Annotated in this window: 16 protein-coding genes; 8 read left to right on the top strand and 8 right to left on the bottom strand. The window is 45.1% G+C overall.

Features of this window, described 5'->3' with window-relative positions; translation table 11 throughout:
* Together DW182_RS22345 and DW182_RS20790 are read left to right on the top strand one after the other, a co-directional pair.
* Positions 1-211 (top strand): hypothetical protein (locus DW182_RS22345; RefSeq protein ID WP_199678643.1); only part of this gene is annotated, 211 nt, incomplete at its 5' end.
* The gene (locus DW182_RS20790; RefSeq protein ID WP_118296695.1) at positions 199-843 is read left to right on the top strand and encodes a DUF6266 family protein; all 645 of its coding nucleotides are present in this window, start codon (positions 199-201) and stop codon (positions 841-843) included. The genes DW182_RS22345 and DW182_RS20790, both read left to right, overlap by 13 nt.
* A gap of 178 nt (positions 844-1,021) precedes the next feature.
* Here the strand turns inward: DW182_RS20790 and DW182_RS20795 are convergent, their stop codons facing one another.
* Genes DW182_RS20795 through DW182_RS20805 form a run of 4 tightly spaced genes read right to left on the bottom strand, consistent with a single transcriptional unit; the run spans position 1,022 to position 6,816 of the window.
* Positions 1,022-2,386, bottom strand: a complete 1,365-nt coding sequence (locus DW182_RS20795) for a TolC family protein (RefSeq protein ID WP_118296696.1) — start codon at positions 2,384-2,386, stop codon at positions 1,022-1,024.
* Entirely contained in the window at positions 2,383-2,517 is a 135-nt protein-coding gene (locus tag DW182_RS22735; protein WP_255421306.1) for a hypothetical protein, read from the bottom strand. The genes DW182_RS20795 and DW182_RS22735 overlap by 4 nt, the downstream gene beginning before the upstream one ends.
* On the bottom strand, positions 2,518-5,697 hold the full coding sequence (locus tag DW182_RS20800; RefSeq protein WP_118296697.1) for an efflux RND transporter permease subunit: 3,180 nt from the start codon (positions 5,695-5,697) through the stop codon (positions 2,518-2,520).
* Between the two features lie 15 nt (positions 5,698-5,712).
* Positions 5,713-6,816: an efflux RND transporter periplasmic adaptor subunit gene (locus tag DW182_RS20805; RefSeq protein ID WP_118296698.1), complete on the bottom strand. Its 1,104-nt coding sequence runs from the start codon at positions 6,814-6,816 to the stop codon at positions 5,713-5,715.
* Between the two features lie 223 nt (positions 6,817-7,039).
* Between DW182_RS20805 and DW182_RS20810 the strand changes: the two genes are divergently transcribed.
* Together DW182_RS20810 and DW182_RS20815 are read left to right on the top strand one after the other, a co-directional pair.
* Positions 7,040-7,951, top strand: a complete 912-nt coding sequence (locus DW182_RS20810; protein ID WP_118296699.1) for a helix-turn-helix transcriptional regulator — start codon at positions 7,040-7,042, stop codon at positions 7,949-7,951.
* Between the two features lie 65 nt (positions 7,952-8,016).
* On the top strand, positions 8,017-10,053 hold the full coding sequence (locus DW182_RS20815) for a patatin-like phospholipase family protein (protein WP_118296700.1): 2,037 nt from the start codon (positions 8,017-8,019) through the stop codon (positions 10,051-10,053).
* Between the two features lie 4 nt (positions 10,054-10,057).
* On the opposite strand, the gene DW182_RS20820 is transcribed toward DW182_RS20815, so the two are convergent.
* Both DW182_RS20820 and DW182_RS20825 read right to left on the bottom strand, forming a co-directional pair.
* A complete protein-coding gene (locus DW182_RS20820) occupies positions 10,058-10,393 on the bottom strand; it encodes a hypothetical protein (protein WP_007660214.1) in 336 nt (111 codons plus the stop codon).
* Positions 10,390-10,698, bottom strand: coding sequence for a septum formation initiator family protein (locus DW182_RS20825; RefSeq protein WP_118296701.1), 309 nt, complete (start codon positions 10,696-10,698; stop codon positions 10,390-10,392). Before DW182_RS20825 ends, DW182_RS20820 begins: the two co-directional genes overlap by 4 nt.
* Positions 10,699-10,846: 148 nt before the next feature.
* Here DW182_RS20825 and DW182_RS20830 point away from each other — a divergent pair, with 148 nt between their 5' ends.
* From DW182_RS20830 to DW182_RS20840, 3 genes are all read left to right on the top strand, one after another.
* Positions 10,847-12,697 (top strand): DNA polymerase III subunit gamma/tau, encoded by a 1,851-nt coding sequence (locus DW182_RS20830; protein ID WP_118296702.1) that lies wholly within the window; start codon positions 10,847-10,849, stop codon positions 12,695-12,697.
* Positions 12,698-12,799: 102 nt separating this feature from the next.
* On the top strand, positions 12,800-14,671 hold the full coding sequence (locus DW182_RS20835; RefSeq protein ID WP_118296703.1) for a tetratricopeptide repeat-containing sensor histidine kinase: 1,872 nt from the start codon (positions 12,800-12,802) through the stop codon (positions 14,669-14,671).
* A gap of 2 nt (positions 14,672-14,673) precedes the next feature.
* Positions 14,674-16,620 carry a HAMP domain-containing sensor histidine kinase gene (locus DW182_RS20840; RefSeq protein WP_118296704.1) on the top strand — a complete coding sequence of 649 codons (1,947 nt, stop codon included), beginning with the start codon at positions 14,674-14,676 and terminating at the stop codon, positions 16,618-16,620.
* A 3-nt stretch (positions 16,621-16,623) separates the two neighbouring features.
* Here DW182_RS20840 and DW182_RS20845 read toward each other — a convergent pair whose 3' ends face one another.
* Positions 16,624-17,325, bottom strand: a complete 702-nt coding sequence (locus DW182_RS20845) for a porin family protein (protein WP_118296705.1) — start codon at positions 17,323-17,325, stop codon at positions 16,624-16,626.
* A gap of 174 nt (positions 17,326-17,499) precedes the next feature.
* Between DW182_RS20845 and DW182_RS20850 the strand changes: the two genes are divergently transcribed.
* Complete coding sequence (locus tag DW182_RS20850) at positions 17,500-17,670, top strand: DUF362 domain-containing protein (protein ID WP_007660223.1); 171 nt, start codon at positions 17,500-17,502, stop codon at positions 17,668-17,670.
* A 73-nt stretch (positions 17,671-17,743) separates the two neighbouring features.
* Here DW182_RS20850 and DW182_RS20855 read toward each other — a convergent pair whose 3' ends face one another.
* The gene (locus tag DW182_RS20855) at positions 17,744-18,937 is read right to left on the bottom strand and encodes a pyridoxal phosphate-dependent aminotransferase (RefSeq protein ID WP_022394054.1); all 1,194 of its coding nucleotides are present in this window, start codon (positions 18,935-18,937) and stop codon (positions 17,744-17,746) included.

Genomic DNA, 18,937 nt, shown 5'->3' on the forward strand with positions numbered 1-18,937 from the left:
GAGAAAAGAGATATTTAGCAAGGAGAAAACTGGAAGGAAGAGAAAAAAAAGAAAAGAAGAAAGAAACCAAAAAAGGAATAGAAGAAAATATGTAGAAAAAAAGAAAGTAACAGGAAAGGGAGAAGAAATAAGAAGAACAGAAGGCTTCTACCGATTATTTGTGATAGCTTTGCAAAAAGAAATAAAATACAAGGAACTATGGCAAAAATAAAAGAAGATATCTTCAGCGGATTTTCAGGGAAACTGGGAAATGTAATAGGATGCAAAGGAAAGAATGGATATTACCTCCGTACAAAACCCGAAAAATACAAAGATGCAAAAAGTAAAGGACAGATGAAACAACGAAGCAAGTTCATGTTAGCCAATGAACTTCTGAAAAATTTCACCCCACTGCTACGTATCGGATACCGAGATTGTGCGGGAAAACGTACGGGATTCACTGCTGCAATGTCATACGTCATGGCAAACGCTATAGAACAAACCCCGGAAGGAGCAAGTATTGATTACGAGAAGGTAAAGATAGCACAAGGCACTCTGACTACCGCAATGGAAGCCAATGTAAAATTGGAAAAAGGCAAGGCAATATTTACCTGGATAAACAACAGCGGCCGGGGCGATGCTCAGGAAGAGGACAACGTGATGACACTGGTGTATAACAAAATGACAAGACAAGCCGTCTATCATCTCCACACCGCACGACGCAGCGATAGCTATTGTGAGCTCCCGCTGCCTGAAGAATGGCTAAAAGAGAACCTCACAGTATATATAGCTTTCGAGAATGAAGAAAGAAAATGTGTATCAAACAGCGAATGTTTATGGAATGGAGTCTGTGAAAAGGAATAACACTCAATGCCAATCCCTTCATTGATAAGATAGAAATCAAGGAATACGATATAAAACGCCTCAATAAATAGACAAAAGAATCATCTATCAAAAATTAAAAGAGCCGCTACGGAACACCTTCCGGGCGGCTCTTCTTTCATAAAAGTAATGTAACAGAAAGAGAGTATAATACAGAGATTTAGTCTTGTCCTCCTCCCAATGCTTGGAACAGATTAATTAAGCTTTGTATTTCGGTAAAATGATTGGCTGTTTGCGACAGTTGCGCACTTAGCAAAGTCTGCCGGGCCGTAAGCACTTCCAGATAGGTAGTGTTGCCATGCTCCATCAGTAAAGAAGTGCTTTTCAGGGCAGTCTGCAGAGAAGCAACCTGTTTATCCAGCAGGAGCTTCTTCCCCTGGCTGGTCTGGTAAGCCGTCAAAGCATCGTTTACCTCACTGCCTGCATTAAGCAAGCTCTGCTGGAAGGCAAGTGCAGCCTCTTCCTGCCGTGCACGGGCAATGCGGTATTGAGCCATAACCTGCCCCCGATTGAAAAGTGGCTGCGTCAATGAACCTACAGCAGATGCCAGAAACTTGCCCGGATTGAGAATAATGCTTCCTGCCGAGTTCGTCCAACCAGCACTTCCACTTAAAGTAATGGAAGGATAGAAAGCGGAACGAGCCTGATTCGTACCATAGAATGCTGCTTCAAGTGAACGTTCGGCACTACGCACATCCGGTCGCCCGGAAAGCATCTGCACAGGAATACCTACCGAGAAGTCGGCGGGGAATTGCTGCTGCTGCAAACTGCCACGTTCGTAGTGACGGGGTGTTTCGGCAAGCAAAAGGGCAAGACTGTTCTCGGTCTGGCTGATCTGCTTCTGCAAGTCGAGCACAGAGCCTTGTACCTGATAGTAAGTAGCTTCCATCTGCGATACGGCCGATTCATTCGCCATTCCGGCGTTCATCAGGGCGCGGGTGGATGCCACGGTTTCTTTCCATGCCTCTTCTGTCTGCCGGGAGATGGCGAGTTGCTCGTCCAGCATCAACAGCGTATAGTAAGTATTAGCTATTCCTGCAATCAATTGGGTACGCACAGCCTGACGGTAGTCCTGACTTTGGGCATACAGTACTTTCGACTGCTTCTTGGCATTGCGCATACGGCCGAAAACATCCAGTTCCCAACTGGCAGTAACGGGCAGTGAATAAGCCTGTGTAGCCTTATGCGTATCGAAACTGCTCACAGTGCCCTGCGGAGCAAGAGCAAAAGCAGGCAGGAAAGCAAGCTTGGCAGACATCAGCGTTGCCTGTGCCTCTTCTACGCGAAGCTCGGCAGACTGATAGTCGGTGTTATTCTGCAATCCCTGCTCGATGAGGGATTGCAAATGAGGATCGGTAAAGAGCTCCCGCCAATCCATATTACCCAGACTGGCAGTGTCTTCGGTCACTACCTCCCCACCATAAAGCTGATCGGGGACAGAAGTAGTGGGCTCGTATTTGGTATAGATGCCACAACCGCTCAGCAGCAGGCCGGTGACAGCTAATGTGATGATTTGTTTTTTCATTCTTCAGTATCTTTAATATGTTTCCGGGAATTGATCTTATCAATAATGCACCATAGAATCAAGGCAATGCAATATGCCACCACCTGCTCTATCCAGAATATTTCACCTTGATACATCATTCCTCCTTTCATTTATTTACCACTTCGTTCAGCTTCACTCTTCTCCTTTTCAAGCAACACCTGAACGTCTGCTTCTTCTTCCATCGGCGGACGGATTTTCTCCTGCAGGAACTCGAAGATAATGTAGAACACAGGTACCACGAAGAGCAGAGCCAGTGTTCCGACAAGCATACCGCCTACAACCCCCGTACCCAGTGAACTGTTACCATTGGCACCTGCACCAGAAGAGAACATCAACGGAAGCATACCGAAGATCATCGTCAGTACCGTCATCAGGATAGGACGCAGACGGACTTGTGCGGCAGAGTAAGCAGACTCCACAATACCCATACCCTTACGGCGACGTTCTATGGCATATTCCGTAATCAGGATAGCCGTCTTGGCCAGCAGACCGATCAACATAATCACACCCGTTTGCAGGTAGATGTTGTTTTCAAGTCCGAGGAACTTGGCAAAGAGGAACGATCCCATCAATCCGAACGGAACGGAGAAGATAACGGCAAACGGTACCAGGAAACTCTCGTAAAGACATGCCAGAATCAGATAGATCAGGAATACACAAATGGCATAAATGAAAATCGTCTGTCCGCCACCACTGCTTGCTTCTTCACGAGCCATACCTCCGTATTCATATCCGTAGCCCGTAGGCAGAACCTGTTCAGCCACTTCTTCGATAGCCTTTTGTACCTCACCCGAAGAATAACCTTCAGCAGGGTTCACATTGGCTGCAATGGAGCTGTAGAGGTTGAAACGGTTGGTAGTTTCCGGTCCCAACACTTTCTTCAGTGTCACGAACTGGCTGACCGGAGCCATTTCTGCGCCATTGCGTACAAACATGTTGTCCAGTGACTGCTCGTCCAAGCGATACTCAGGTGAAGCCTGCATCATCACACGATACACTTTACCAAACTGGTTATAGTTGGAAATGTATGCACCACCACAGTAGCTGCCCAATGCATCGAGCACTGCATCCGGAGAAATTCCTGCACGCTTACATTTGGCTGCATCGACTTCTACCGATACCTGCGGGAAGTTAATGGCGTAAGCGGTATAAGCCATATCTACTTCGGGACGCTGGTTCAAAGCACCAAGGTAATCGATCACTGCCTGGTAGAACGTTGCCATATCGCCACCGGTCCTGTCCTGAAGGTTCAACTCGATAGAGTTACCCATACCATAACCCGGAATCATACCTGGCTGGAAACTGAATATTTGTGCTTCCTTGATACCGTAGAACTGCCCATTGAGGCGGGCAACCACTGCATCCGAACCATGATCTTTTCCTTTTCGCTCGCTCCAATCTTTCAGACGGATAATAATGGTGCCGTAAGAAGTTCCTTGGCCGGATATAAGCCCATAGCCTGCTACGCGGGCATAATGTTCTATTTCGGGCGTATCCTGAAGAATACTTTCGAGCTTATCCATTACCCTCGTTGTTTCATCGAGCGTGCTTCCCGGAGAGATGCTGACGTTCACCATGATGACGCCCTGGTCTTCCTGCGGAACAAGCCCTGTCTTAGTAGTACTCATCAGATAAACCAGCAATACAACAGCAGCTATCAATGAGGTCCACACCATCCAGCGGTGACGGATGAAGTACATCACACCTTTCTTATATTTACCCAGCACGGCATTGAATGAAGCATTGTAAGCTGCACGCACCCGGCCGTTGATACTCTTGGCGCTCTTGGTTCCGTCCGACGGGCGCATCATGATGGCACACAGAGCCGGACACAACGTCAGAGCCGAAATCATAGAGATACCTACGGCAGTTGCCATCGTGATACCAAACTGTGTATAGAACACACCGGAGGTTCCACCCATGAACGTCACAGGAATAAACACAGCCATGAACACACAGGTACAGGAAACGATAGCCATCGTTACATCTCCCATCGCATCTTTGGTAGCGAGATAAGCCGATTTATATCCGGCATCGAACTTGGATTGCACCGCTTCCACCACCACAATGGCATCATCCACCACCGTACCGATGGCAAGCACTAATGCAAACAGCGTCAGGATGTTGAGACTGAATCCTGCAGCCACCAGGCAGGCAAATGTACCCACCAGCGACACTATGATGGAGATGGACGGAATGAGCGTACTCTTGAGATCCTGCAAGAAGAAGTATACCACCAGGATAACCAGAAGAATAGCAATAATCAGTGTTTCCACCACATTATGGATAGAAGCGAAAAGGAAGTCGTTCGAGCTCATCATCGTAACAAATTCCGTTCCCTCCGGAAGGTTCTTTTCCATTTGCTTCATCTGGGCGGTGATTTCTTTATTCACGGCGGTTGCATTGGAACCTGCTGTCTGGAATACCATGTAAAGAACGGCAGGTTTACTATCCATTTCACTACGGAAACTATAGGTCATCGTACCCAATTGCACATCGGCCACGTCTTTCAGGCGGAGTACAGAACCGTCGCTCTGCGAACGGATCACCGTATTCTGAAATTCTTCCACGCTCTTCAACCTACCGCGGTATTTCATGGTAAACTGGAACACATTCTTCGAACTTTCGCCCAACGAACCGGTAGGAGCTTCAATGTTCTGCTCGCCCAACACGGCAGTTATATCCGAAGGAACCAGGCTGTATTGTGCCATCCGCTCCGGCTTCAGCCAGATACGCATACTATAGGTATCACCCAACTCCATAACGTCTCCTACCCCTTCGATACGTTTGATCTGGGGAAGTACGTTAATATCCAGATAGTTGGCAAGGAAGGTCTGATCGTAACGTCCATCGTTGCAGACCATAGCACCGATCTGGAGGAAGCTAGTCTGACGTTTCTGCGTGCTTACACCGATTTTAGTTACCTCGGCGGGCAGCAATCCCTGTGCCTTGGCTACACGGTTCTGTACATTTACCGCCGCCATGTCGGGGTCGGTGCCTTGTTTGAAGTAAACCTGTATAATAGCCAGACCGGAATTGGAAGCTGTGGAAGTGATATACATCATATTCTCCACACCATTGATACTTTCTTCCAGCGGCATGATAACGCTGTTCATCACTGCCTCAGCATCGGCACCCGTATATTGGGCGCTTACATATACCGTAGGAGGCGCAATGTCAGGATACTGCTCTACCGGCAGCGTAAGGAGCGAAATAAGCCCTATGACCAGAATCAGCACGGAGATGGATATAGCCATCACCGGCCGCTTTATAAATATGTTTCCTTTCATAATTCAGTCTCCTTCTTATTTAACTTGTGTACCCTCACGCATCAACCCGGCACCTTCTGATACGATTTCATCACCGGGGTTCAGTCCGCTCAGCACCACATATTCGCGCCCGTCGCTGATGCCGGATACTGTGACCAGCGTAGAGACGGCTTTACCATCCACTACCTTATATACCACTACCTTATCCTGCATCTGCACAGTGGCTCCCTGCGGAATGGCAATACAATCTTTATAAATGCTCGGTACCACTACCGTGCCGGATGCTCCGCTATGAAGCAGGCGTGATTCATTAGGGAACACTACACGCGCCATTACAGTACCTGTCTGGCGGTCGATAACTCCGCTGATGGACTCTATTACACCTTTCTTATTATATACCGAATTATCATTCAACACCAATTCCACTTCCGGCATGTTCTTCAATGCTTCTTCCATGCTGCCGTACTGGCGGGTAAGAGCCAACAACTGATTTTCGTTCATGGAGAAATAAACATACATTTCCGAGTTGTCACTAACCGTAGTCAGCGGATAAGGAATGTTGGCACTTACCAATGCACCTGCACGATAGGGCAATGCACCTACCACTCCGTCACTGGGACTTTTCACTTCAGTATAGGAAAGGTTGTTGCGGGCATTTGTTTCCTGTGCTTCGGCCTGCGTCAATTGTGCTTTGGCGGTGAGGAATGCATTCTCAGCCGTTTTCAGGCTGAACTCTGAAACTACTTTTTGCGCATACAGTTCTTTGTTACTCTTGTAGGTGAGTTCGGCGGTAGCCATTGCAGCACGTGCTGCCTCTACGTTGGCGGTGGCAGTTTTGAGCGCAGCTCTGTACGGAATCTGATCGATAACGAAAAGTAATTGTCCGCGACGCACTGTCTGCCCTTCGGTTACACAAAGTTTTTCGATAGTACCCGATACTTGCGGATAGATGTCGATATCCTGCCGCCCGCGAATCGTAGCCGAATATGAGGTGGAAAGCTCCTTGTCCGCCGCTTCTACTTTCATTGTTGCATAAGAAGGTTTCACTCCCGCATCTGTTGCCTGCTTACAAGATGCCATCCACACTGTACAACCGACAATCCCTATCAGCCGTAACCATTTTTTGTTCACTGTAATCATACTTTCTCTTAATTGTCATTTGTTAAAACTGGGACAAATGTAGGAGAAAGGAACAAGGACATAGTGACCAATTTTCCCCCAAGAATGTTCCATTTTCGTTATTTACCATTTTTAATGCTAACTAATTATCAATAAGCAACATATAGAACAAAATTAAAGGCTTATAGGACATCCCGTTTTCCCCATAATTCACCAACTTTGCAAAAAGAGAAAAAAGAATAATATGGAAAAAGAGAACATTAAGACCATAACCATTGAGGACTTTAAGAACAGTCAGCATATTCTTGACTATCTAGACGATGACTTCGCGATAGTGAACAGTCTGGATGGGATACCTTATAGTAATGAGATAGTCAGATTGGAATGTTTCCTCATTGCCGTCTGTATAGAAGGGTGCATTCAACTGGACATCAACAATAAGACTTACCAGTTGCAACCGGGCGATTTACTGCTGGGTCTCCCTAACACCATTATCGGACATACAATGATGAGTCCTAAATATAAGATAAGGCTTGCAGGATTCTCTACCCGTTTTCTGCAACGCATCCTCAAGATAGAAAAAGACACGTGGGATACCGCCATTCATATCCACAACAATCCGATAAAATCTATTAGCAAAGAGAATGATAACAATATTTTTAAATACTACGGGGAGCTAATTATGGCAAAGATTAATGATGAGCCTCATTGTTACCACAAAGCAGTGGTACAACATCTGTTTTCTGCTCTTTTTTGCGAGATGCTGGGTTATCTCAACAAGGAAATGGCCGAATCGGAGAAAGCTGCGTTCCCGAAAGAAAGCATTAAACAAGCTGATCATATCTTACGGAAGTTCATGGTGTTACTGTCGAAAGATAATGGAATGCACCGTTCGGTGACTTATTTTGCCGATGCACTTTGCTATACCCCCAAGCATTTTTCAAAGGTCATTAAGCAAGCGTGCGGCAGGGCTCCACTGGATCTGATAAACGAGAGTGCCATAGAGCACATCAAATACCGGCTGAAACATTCTGATAAATCCATCAAAGAAATTGCAGAAGAATTCAACTTCCCGAATCAATCTTTTTTCGGAAAGTATGTAAAAGGGCATTTGGGAATATCACCGATACGGTATAGGAGTGAAAAGGAAGGGTAAAATATGAATCTATTTACCTACTTTATTTGTTACTTATCTAAATGATTAGTAACAAATCACCAATTATGAAATATAAATCTTTATCCTTATTAATAATTGTCCTGCTTTCCGCCTGTACGCTCGGAGCGCAGAACCGCAAAAAAGTCGGAGTAGTGTTAAGTGGCGGTGGCGCCAAAGGAGTGGCGCACATCGGAGCACTGAAAGTGATAGAAGAAGCCGGAATTCCGATAGATTATGTAGTAGGTACCAGTATGGGAGCCCTCGTCGGCGGACTATACTCCATCGGCTACACCCCACAGCAATTGGACAGCATTGTCAATGCGCAAAACTGGAAGTTTCTGCTGTCTGACACCCCCGATCCGGGAACCACACTGCTGAGCGAAAAGCTAAGGGAAAAACAGTACTTGCTCTCTGTTCCAATTGCTGGAAAATCAGCGCATGTATCCGATGCAGGGATTATAAAAGGAAGAAACATATCACGGTTGCTTTCCGAATTGACAGTGGGTTATCATGACTCTATCTCCTTCAATCGGCTCCCCATCCCGTTCGCTTGCGTATCGGACAACATAGTAAATGGCAGCAAGGTCGTTTTCCACAACGGCATACTGGCCACAGCAATGCGTGCCAGCATGTCTATTCCGGGAGTATTCGCTCCGGTTTATCTCAATGGGAAAGTACTGGTGGACGGCGGACTGATAGATAATTACCCCGTAGATATAGCCCGGCAAATGGGAGCGGAAATTATTATCGGGGTCGATGTACAGAATCCATTAATGAAAGCGGATGAGCTGACAAGTCTCTCAAGCGTGCTGGGACAAATCATAAACCTGGTGGGAGAAGAAAGCTACAGGAAAAATGTAAAAGATAGTAATATCCATATCCAGGTAGATGTGGATGGATACTCGGCAGCAAGCTTCAACCATGAAGCATTGGACACACTGATGCGCAGGGGTAAAGAGGCCGCCATGAAAGATTGGGAAAAACTGATTGCACTGAAAAAAGAAATAGGTATCGGCACGGAGTATCGCGCAGAATATCCCGGTCCTTTCAAAATACCAACGCGCACCATGCTGGATACGATCCCCTCCGTAGCACAAATTTCTCCACATGAAAAGCCGGTGAATACTATAAATATAGGAGGCAGATTTGATAATGAAGAGTTAGCCGTATTGTTACTGAATGCAAGGGCATATCTCGGAAAACAGAAGAAATCGCAACTAAGCGCCACTACCCGGCTGGGTAAGCGGACTTTCGGACAACTGGAATACACGTACTCACTACGCAATAATTGGGATCTCAGTACAGGATATCAGATAGGATATAATGACTTCAATCTTTATAAAGAAGGTGACCGGCTGATGAATCTGACTTATGTGCATCACACGGCTTGGATAGGATTTACGAAAAGCTGGTACAAGTTGCTCGTCAAGGCAGGTATTCATTTTGAGAAGTATAATTATCACGACTGGTCGTCGGGACCGGATGTTTCTATTACTAAATCAAGTGACAAGGCTTTGCTCAGTTATCAGGCCAGTGTCATGTACAATAGTCTGAACAACCAGCGGTTCTCTACGCAGGGAATGGAATGGGAAGCGTCGTACAGGCTCTATACGGATAACATGATAGCTTACGGTTCGGGTAGTCCCGTATCGGTATTTCAGACACATTGGAGTGGATATTTCTCACCGAACCAGGTATTTACCATCATGCCGTCGGTATATGGCAGGGTAGTCAGGAAAAATACGCAATCACTGGCGATATCGAACTTTGTCGGTGGAAATGTACCGGGAAGATATATGGAACAACAAATTCCTTTCACGGGTATCAATCACATCGAAACAAGTCCGGATGCTATACTGACAGGGATGTTGGGAGTCAGAGCACGAACTTACAAGAATCAGTATATCGTAGTGCGGGGCAGTTACGGACGGACAGCCAACAAAATAGAAAATCTATTCGGTGGAACAAATACCCATGGATTGGCAGGAGGCAGCATAGGATATTGCTACAACAGCATTATAGGGCCCATCGAAGCTGAACTTAACTATTCGAATCAGTCCAAGAAGCTGGGATACTATATCGGAGTGGGATTTACTTTTTAATATATTATTCTTTAGCCTCCTCCTGTGGAATACGGATAGCAGTGTATAGCTCAAGTATGGCGGCAACCGTCAGGCACACGATCCACTCATTTCCATGAGTAAAGAACATGAATGCGCCGGTGAGCACCAACAGCAATGCACCGAAAATCTGTTGGCGGCGGAGGCGTTTTACATTGGCCCTGCTACTCTTGGAAGGAGAATTGATCTGGGCCAATGCCACCATAGTAGCACCAATTGTATAAACATAGGGAGCAACCTCCCAGCCGGTGATGTAGACGGCAGCACCAAACAGTACCATCAAAGCGCCTACAGTAAACAAAGCAGGTATCAGGGATTTCATTTTTCGATGTCTTCTTCAAATACGTAAATATCCTCATTTGGTTTCTTCATCAGGTACTTCTCACGCGCAATACGCTCGATGGCACCGGAATCTACAGCCAGCTCATTCAGCCGTTCTGTATTCTCTTCATATTCCGCCCGGTATTTCTCTATCTCAGAATTCAGGCGACTGATTTCATTCGCATAACTCATACGGCGCACGATACTGTTTTCATCCAGAAAACCCACAATCACTACAAATGCAACAAACGTAATCAAGTATTTACGCCTGCGGACAAAAGCCCAAAGTGTCGCTAATTTATCCATTGATAAACAAATTAATAATTAAAGAATTAATAATTAAAAAGAAACCGGGAGGGGATTCTTCGCCTACAAAGATAAGAGGAATAACTGAGAAATTCCTTTTTTTTATGTACATTTGCACAAATTGTAACGGACAAGAATATCCCAAATCATGGAAAATTATATCGTATCGGCACGAAAATATCGTCCTACGACCTTTGAGTCGGTAGTGGGACAACGTGCCTTGACCACTACGCTGAAAAACGCCATCGCTACCGGCAAACTGGCACATGCCTACCTGTTCTGCGGTCCGCGCGGTGTGGGAAAGACTACTTGCGCCCGCATCTTCGCTAAGACCATCAACTGTATGAATCCTACTGCAGAAGGTGAAGCGTGCAACCAATGTGAATCGTGTACAGCGTTCAACGAACAGCGGTCATACAACATCCATGAACTGGATGCCGCATCCAACAACTCCGTTGACGATATCCGCCAACTGGTGGAACAAGTGCGTATTCCGCCCCAGATAGGAAAATATAAAGTATATATCATCGACGAGGTACACATGTTGTCCGCTTCGGCTTTCAACGCTTTCCTGAAAACGCTGGAAGAACCACCCCGTCATGCCATCTTTATCCTGGCAACTACAGAAAAGCACAAGATTCTACCTACTATCTTGTCCCGTTGCCAGATATATGACTTTAACCGCATCAATGTGGATGATACGGTTGCCCATCTGGCATACGTTGCTTCAAAAGAAGGTATTAGCGCCGAACCGGAAGCCTTGAATGTCATTGCACTGAAAGCTGATGGCGGTATGCGTGATGCTTTGTCTATTTTCGACCAAGTAGTCAGCTTCACCGGTGGGCACATCAGTTACAAAAGTGTTATTGAAAACCTGAATGTACTGGACTACGAATATTATTTCCGGTTGACGGATCATTTTCTGGCAAACCGGATCAGCGATGCATTGCTGTTACTGAATGATGTGCTGAATAAAGGTTTCGATGCCAGCCATTTCGTAACAGGATTGTCATCCCACTTCCGTGATTTACTTGTGAGTAAAGATCCCGCCACCCTGTCACTACTTGAGGTAGGTGCCAGCATCCGGGAGCGCTACCAGACACAGGCACAGAAATGTCCGCTACCTTTCCTGTATCGCGCTATGAAGCTTTGTAATGATTGCGATTTAAATTACCGCGCCAGTAAAAATAAGCGGTTACTGGTGGAACTGACTCTGATACAGATTGCCCAGCTTACCGCCGAGGGGGATGACGTCAGTGGTGGGCATGGCCCTAAACAATCTATCAAACCCATATTCTCGCAGCCTGCCGCCGCTCAGCAGCCACAGGCCGCACATGCTATGCCCCAACCGCAAGCAACAACTGCCACTCCGGCACACTCCCAGCCGGTGCAACAAGTTCCTGCAGCCCAGGCTGCCCCTGCATCGCCGCAAGCCCAACAGCCTTTTGGCTCGCAAACAACTGCCATGCGCCCCACTCCTACCGCCGTATTAATGGCACAAGGAAAAGAGGAAAAGAAAATCCCTGTTATGAAGATGTCCGGTTTAGGAGTCTCAATCAAGCATCCACGGGGTGAAGAAGAAAAAAGGCAAGCAACAGTATCAGCAACACAGCAAAATGTACAGCCTGAAGAAGATTTTATCTTCAATGAAAAAGATGTCAACTACTATTGGCAGGAATATGCCGGACGCCTACCCCAAGAGCAAACCGCCCTTGCCAAGCGTATGCAGGTTATTCACCTGACAATGCTGGATACAACTACATTTGAAGCCGTGGTGGAAAATGATATTGCAGCCAAAGAATTCACAGACCTGATCCCTACTCTGCAAGGCTACTTGCGCAAACGATTGAAAAACAGCAAAGCAACGATGACTGTCCGCGTCAGTGCCCCCACTGAAAAAGTGCGTGCATACAGTCGTGTGGAGAAATTCCAGTTGATGGCACAAAAGAATAATGCCTTAATGCAATTGAAAGAAGAATTCGGTTTAGAGCTTTATTGATGATTATAATTAAGTAATTGCAGTTTTTACCCAACAAATACTTTTGTTTTTTTAGTTTTATCATTACATTTGCGGATGAACTAACAAAACATATCTTTTACTTTGAGAAAAATTGCGATAATATCAGCAGTAACAGGCTTTTTGCTCTTCTCTTTTGCAGCAGGAATACACGCCACCAGTACAGACAAAGAACGTCTGGCTGCTTTGCAATCTCTCATAACCAAAGAGGTTCCTTATGATGCCAACATACCGATAGACAGCATTATATCATGGACCGATGAACTGGCTCCCACACTGAAATCTCCCAAAACAGAAGAAGCTTACTTCACTTTAGTTCTGTGGGAAGTGAATGCATATATCATGCGAGGAGACCTCAGTCTGGCAATAGACCGGGCACGATTAATGTACGAATATGCTAAAGATATAAAATCCAATTTCGGTATCGCTCTTTCCAACCAGGCTATTGGACAGGCTTATTCGGCCTCCAACATACAGGATAAAGCCTTGAGCTCTTATATGGATGCACTGCGTTACCTGCCCGAAAACAACCCGCAAACCTACCGGTTATTGGTGAAAATCTCCACGCAACTACAACAAATGAATCGCCTAGAAGAGGCCATGGAATATGTAGAGAAGCTGAATCCGCTTCTTGAACAGAATCCGGAACATCCGCTTGCCATCCCCATACTTATAGAAAATGCAACTTATTACATCTCATCGGGAGATCAGGATACTGCACTCCAGTATCTGCACCAGGCAGACTCGATTTACAAAAACCATACTCATGAAATAGCCCATGAGTTTTCCATCAACTATTACACTGCTGCCTGTTATCGCGCATTGGCTGCCGATTACCACGACAAAGAGAAGGCTGATGAAGCCTTGGCACTTTATAACCAGCTTCTGGAAGTGGTATCCAATAATAAACGCTCGCTGGAGTACCGCTGGATTTGTGCGGAAAAGATCTATTTATATAAACTGCTGGGGCACTTTGATGAAGCCTGCCAGATTTATAAGGAACTATACAGTGTTACTGATACCCTTGCATCAAAAAGCTATATCCGGCAGATTAATGCCCTGAAAGCTACTTATCAGGTTGATGAGATAGAACTGGAAAACAAGGCACAGCAGAACAAGATGGTTGTTGTTCTTATCTTCATCGGATTAGGATTACTGACTTTCATCTCTATGCTTGCCATCTGGCTTAGAAGACAGAAGAAAGTAGTAGTAATGTCTACGGAAACTCTGGAACAATTGCGTCATAATGCTGAAAATGCAACACGTGCCAAGAGTATATTCTTATCAAATATGAGTCACGAGATACGAACTCCTCTCAATGCTCTGTCCGGCTTTTCTGCATTACTGACGGAAGAGGGCTTAGATGACTCTACCCGGAGACAATGTACCGACATCATCCAACAGAACTCCGAACTTCTGCTGAAATTGATTAATGATGTGATCGACTTGTCGAGTCTGGAATTTGGAAAAATGCAATTTAGCATAGCCGAACATGATGCTGTGGCAACTTGCCGGAATGTAACCGACACCGTAGGTAAAGTAAAACAAACTCAAGCAGAATTATTGTTTGAAACATCACTGGAAGAATTATACATTGAAACAGATGACTCTCGTCTGCAGCAAGTGCTGATAAATCTGCTGATCAATGCAACCAAATTTACCCCTGACGGTAGTATCACGCTAAAATTGGAGAAGCAATCGGAAGAGATGGCTTTGTTCTCTGTAACGGATACCGGTTGCGGTATTCCGAAAGAAAAACAGGCAAGCATATTCCAGCGTTTTGAAAAGCTGGATGAAAATGCACAAGGCAGTGGACTTGGATTATCTATCTGTCAGTTAATTATTGAACATATCGGTGGCAAAATATGGATTGATCCGGACTATACAGGAGGCTCTCGTTTCGTTTTCACACATCCAATACACCAGACACGCAGTAACTCAAAGAAGGAGGATTAATCATGATGAAGCGGATCATACTATGCCTGGCTCTTAGTTCCGGCTTATTATCAGCCAATGCTGGAAGTACTGTTGTAAAAGACAGCCTGTTGCGCATTTATGTCTCTGCTCCACACGATTCTACCCGGTTGGACGTGCTGCATGATATTGCCCGGTTGGACCAGCAAACACCGGTATTCCTTTATTATGAAAACAAATTGTTGCAAGAAGCTACCGCGCAGAACAATCTGCGATATCAGAGTCTTGCCACTTACGAACATATCATCTACTTCTTCAACAAACTGGACCTGGAGCGTGTCACACAATGGATGGACAGAATGGAAAACCTGGCAGAGAAGCATAACTATTACAATGACTACTTCAAAGCTAAGAAGTTGCAGATAGAAATGTACACGATCAACCAGCAGATAGAATTTGCCATCTATGAAGCAAACATCATGTACGAGAAAGCTAAGAAGCTAAACGACCGAAATGGTATGCGGGAAGCATGTCTCTGTCTGATGACCAGTTACATAGCTACACTACGCTATGAAGAAGGAATACAAGCATTAGAGGAAGCTTTCCAACTGATGAGTCCGCAAGATAGTCCGATGGACAAGATCAGTTTACTGTCCAAAGCTATTCTGGTTTATTCGTTCCTGCACGAAAATGACAAGATGTTCTCTTCTCTGGAACAGATGCAAACAGCCATAAACGAACTGATAACTGCTAATCCTGCACTACAAAACGCATATTCCGCATTATACATGGGGATAGAAACCCAATATGCCCTTTACTATATCCGCACAAAGGATATGGAGAAAGCATGGGAACACTTGCAGAAAGTGGATGAGTATTATACTCCCAACACTTTCCTGCCTTATCAGATCTCCCGCTTGCAAGCCTATGCAGAATATCACCGTTCGCTAAATGATTACAAGAAATCACTGGAATATCTGGATGATGCGATTCGTTTGGTAAAGCAAATGTCTTTCCCGGATGTAATCTTGTACACTGCCATGAAGGCAGATATATTGGTAGATATGGGACGGGCAAACGAATCTCTTGACATCTATAAAAAAGTGATGCACGATAAGGACTCACTCTACAGAAATCTGTCGCACACACAAATGGAACAGATACAAAGTTTGTATGACATGGACAAACTTCTGCTGCAAAGAGAGCAATGGCGTGCTAAAATCCATATAATCTTTTTGGCTGTAATAGGAACAGCCCTACTGGCTCTTATTACTTTTGTAGTCAACATGTATCTCAGTCGGAAACGATTACAAAGAGATGCCAAAGAAGCCGCCCGGTTGAATCAGGTTGCAGAAGAAGCCAATGAGGTAAAAAGCCGCTTCCTTGCGAATATGAGTTATAACATCCGTATTCCGCTAAACAATGTCGTGGGATTTTCTCAACTGCTCTCTACGGATATGGGACTGGATGAAAAGGAAAAACAGGAGTATTCCGAAATTATCCAGACCAATTCTACCGAACTGATTCAGCTGGTAAACGATGTACTCGATCTCTCACGTCTGGAAGCCAAAATGATGAAGTTCCAGATACAGGAATGCGAGATACGGGAAATGTGCAGCGACCTGGTAGGAATGGCCCGGATAAATAGTGACGGACATATCCACGCCCAACTGGAAACGGATGTGGAAAGCCAGGTACTCAGAATGGATGCCAATCGCTTCAATCAGGCAGTGATAAATATGTTACTCTATCCTGTGCCCAATGATACCGACCGCGAAGTAAAGATGAGACTGGAAAGGGATGAAAGAAATGAATTGCTGATCTTCCATATTATCAATAGTCCGTTAGCAGATCCTGCATTTTTATCTCAACAAGTCTCCATACGACTTAAGATTAATCAGTTGCTATTCGAGCACTTTGGTGGGAGTTTCGTAATAAGCGAAGAAGAAGAAGGCACCCCTATTACATTTACCATTTCCTATAAGGAATAGCGCCTACTCAAAGTAGAAAGTGAGCACTATCATACGTGAAGTGATTTTATCAACAGATTGTGTAAACTTCAATAACGATTGATCTGTAAGGTCCTTACGTTCTTTCTTAATCAGATTTGCCAGACCGAAACAAAATTTCAGCTCGGGTATTAACTTGAAATAGGGTAAGTAAAAATCGCATCCTAACCCTACTTCCACATAACAATCGAAAGGCTTTACCAATAAAGCTCCCTGCTTCTTCACACTGAAGTCGTAAGTAGGAGCAATACCTGCCACCACATAGGGACGGTAGTTATTGAAACGCTCAGCAGCAAACTTCAAATCTATCGAAACCGAAAGGTAGGCAGACTTCATGGATTGGGAATACTCTTCACCGCTGGCTTGTTCGCGGAACACGACTTTCTTATCTCCAAAATGCAGTGTTGGAATAAAACGTAGGGAAAGGAAAGTATTCAGATACAGTTCGCCCAATACCCCCACCGTAAATCCGGGAGAATACTCAGGAACATCTGCAAACCAAGTCTGGCCATCTTCCGTCACATAGCCCGTATTCACCAATTTATAGTCTTGCACATGAATGCCTGCTAAAAAGCCATAGTGCCACTTTCGCTGGTCGATATACGGGCGATTTTGCACCTTCCGCTTCTGTGCCGAAGCACCGAAAGCAAGGAGTAAAGTAAGGATTATCAGACAAATGCGCTTCACAACCCTAAAACGGTGAAAGTGACATTTTATTGCACATGTACACCCATTTTCTCTTCTTTATTATTTAGACAAGGTACAAATTAAGGGAATTTAAACATGATTGGTAACAACTAATCAAGAAAACCGCTATTTTTGCCGAACTAATTAGTACTAATAATTTAAAATTTGAAGAAAATGGCTTACGTAATTAATGACAGTTGTGTTGCTTGTGGTACTTGTATTGACGAATGTCCGGTAGGAGCTATCTCTGAAGGTGATATCTACTCTATCGACCCTGAAACTTGCACAGATTGTGGTACCTGTGCTGATGTTTGTCCGTCTGAAGCAATTCACCCGGCAGAATAATAACAACACTCAAAGACAAAGAAAAGCCCGGTTCCATAACTGAAGCCGGGCTTTCTCATTTATATACTTTCTCTTATTTCAGTTCAGCCAATGCTGCCTTGATACGACGGATAGCTTCTACAATATTCTCATCACTGGTTGCATAGCTCATGCGGATACACTCAGGTGCACCGAATGAAGCACCACCCACACATGCAACGTGGGCAACCTCCAACAGATACATTGCCAAATCATCCGAGTCGCCAATCTTACGGTCGCCAACAGACTTACCAAAGAAAGAATCACATTTCGGGAACAGATAGAAAGCACCCTGCGGTACATTCACTTCGAATCCCGGAACTTCCTTCGCCAACTTCACAATCAAATCACGACGACGCTCGAAAGCTTTACGCATTTCTTCTACTGGAGCCTGTGTTCCTGTGTAAGCAGCCTCAGCAGCTTTCTGGGATACAGAGCAAGGACCTGAAGTATATTGACCTTGCAACTTGTTGCAGGCTTTTACAAGCCATTCCGGTCCGGCAATAAAACCAATACGCCAGCCTGTCATAGCATACGCCTTAGAAACACCGTTTACGATTACCGTACGATCTTTCATTTCAGGGAATTGGGCAATACTCTGGTGCTTGCCGATATAGTTGATATGCTCATAAATCTCATCAGCAATTACGATTACCTGAGGATGTTTTGCCAGTACGTCAGCCAAGCCTTTCAGTTCTTCCTGAGTATAAACCGAACCGGTCGGGTTAGAAGGAGAACAAAGAATCAGAGCCTTAGTCTTCGGAGTAATAGCAGCTTCCAACTGTGCAGGAGTAATCTTGAAATCCTGTTCGATACCGGCAGTAACAATAACCGGAGTACCTTCAGCCAGTTTCACCATTTCCGGATAACTTACCCAATATGGAGCAGGCACAATAACCTCATCACCCGGATTCACCAATACCAATACAGCATTGCAAACCGATTGCTTGGCACCGTTTGCACATGAGATTTGTGCGGCTGTATATTCCAGACCGTTTTCCTTTTTCAGTTTCTCCACGATTGCATTGCGCAAAGCCGGGTATCCCGGAACAGGAGAATAGCGAGAGAAGTTGTCGTCTATCGCTTTTTTCGCAGCCTCTTTGATGTGATCAGGAGTATTAAAGTCAGGCTCCCCCACACTCAGGTTAATTACGTCAACGCCTTGTGCTTTCAACTCAGCGCTCTTTTGCGACATAGCCAGCGTCGCCGACGGCGACAAACTGTTCAAACGATCTGATAATTGATTCAT

It is taken from the genome of Bacteroides sp. AM16-24 (genome assembly GCF_003471885.1).
In the GTDB taxonomy this organism is placed as follows: Bacteria; Bacteroidota; Bacteroidia; order Bacteroidales; family Bacteroidaceae; genus Bacteroides.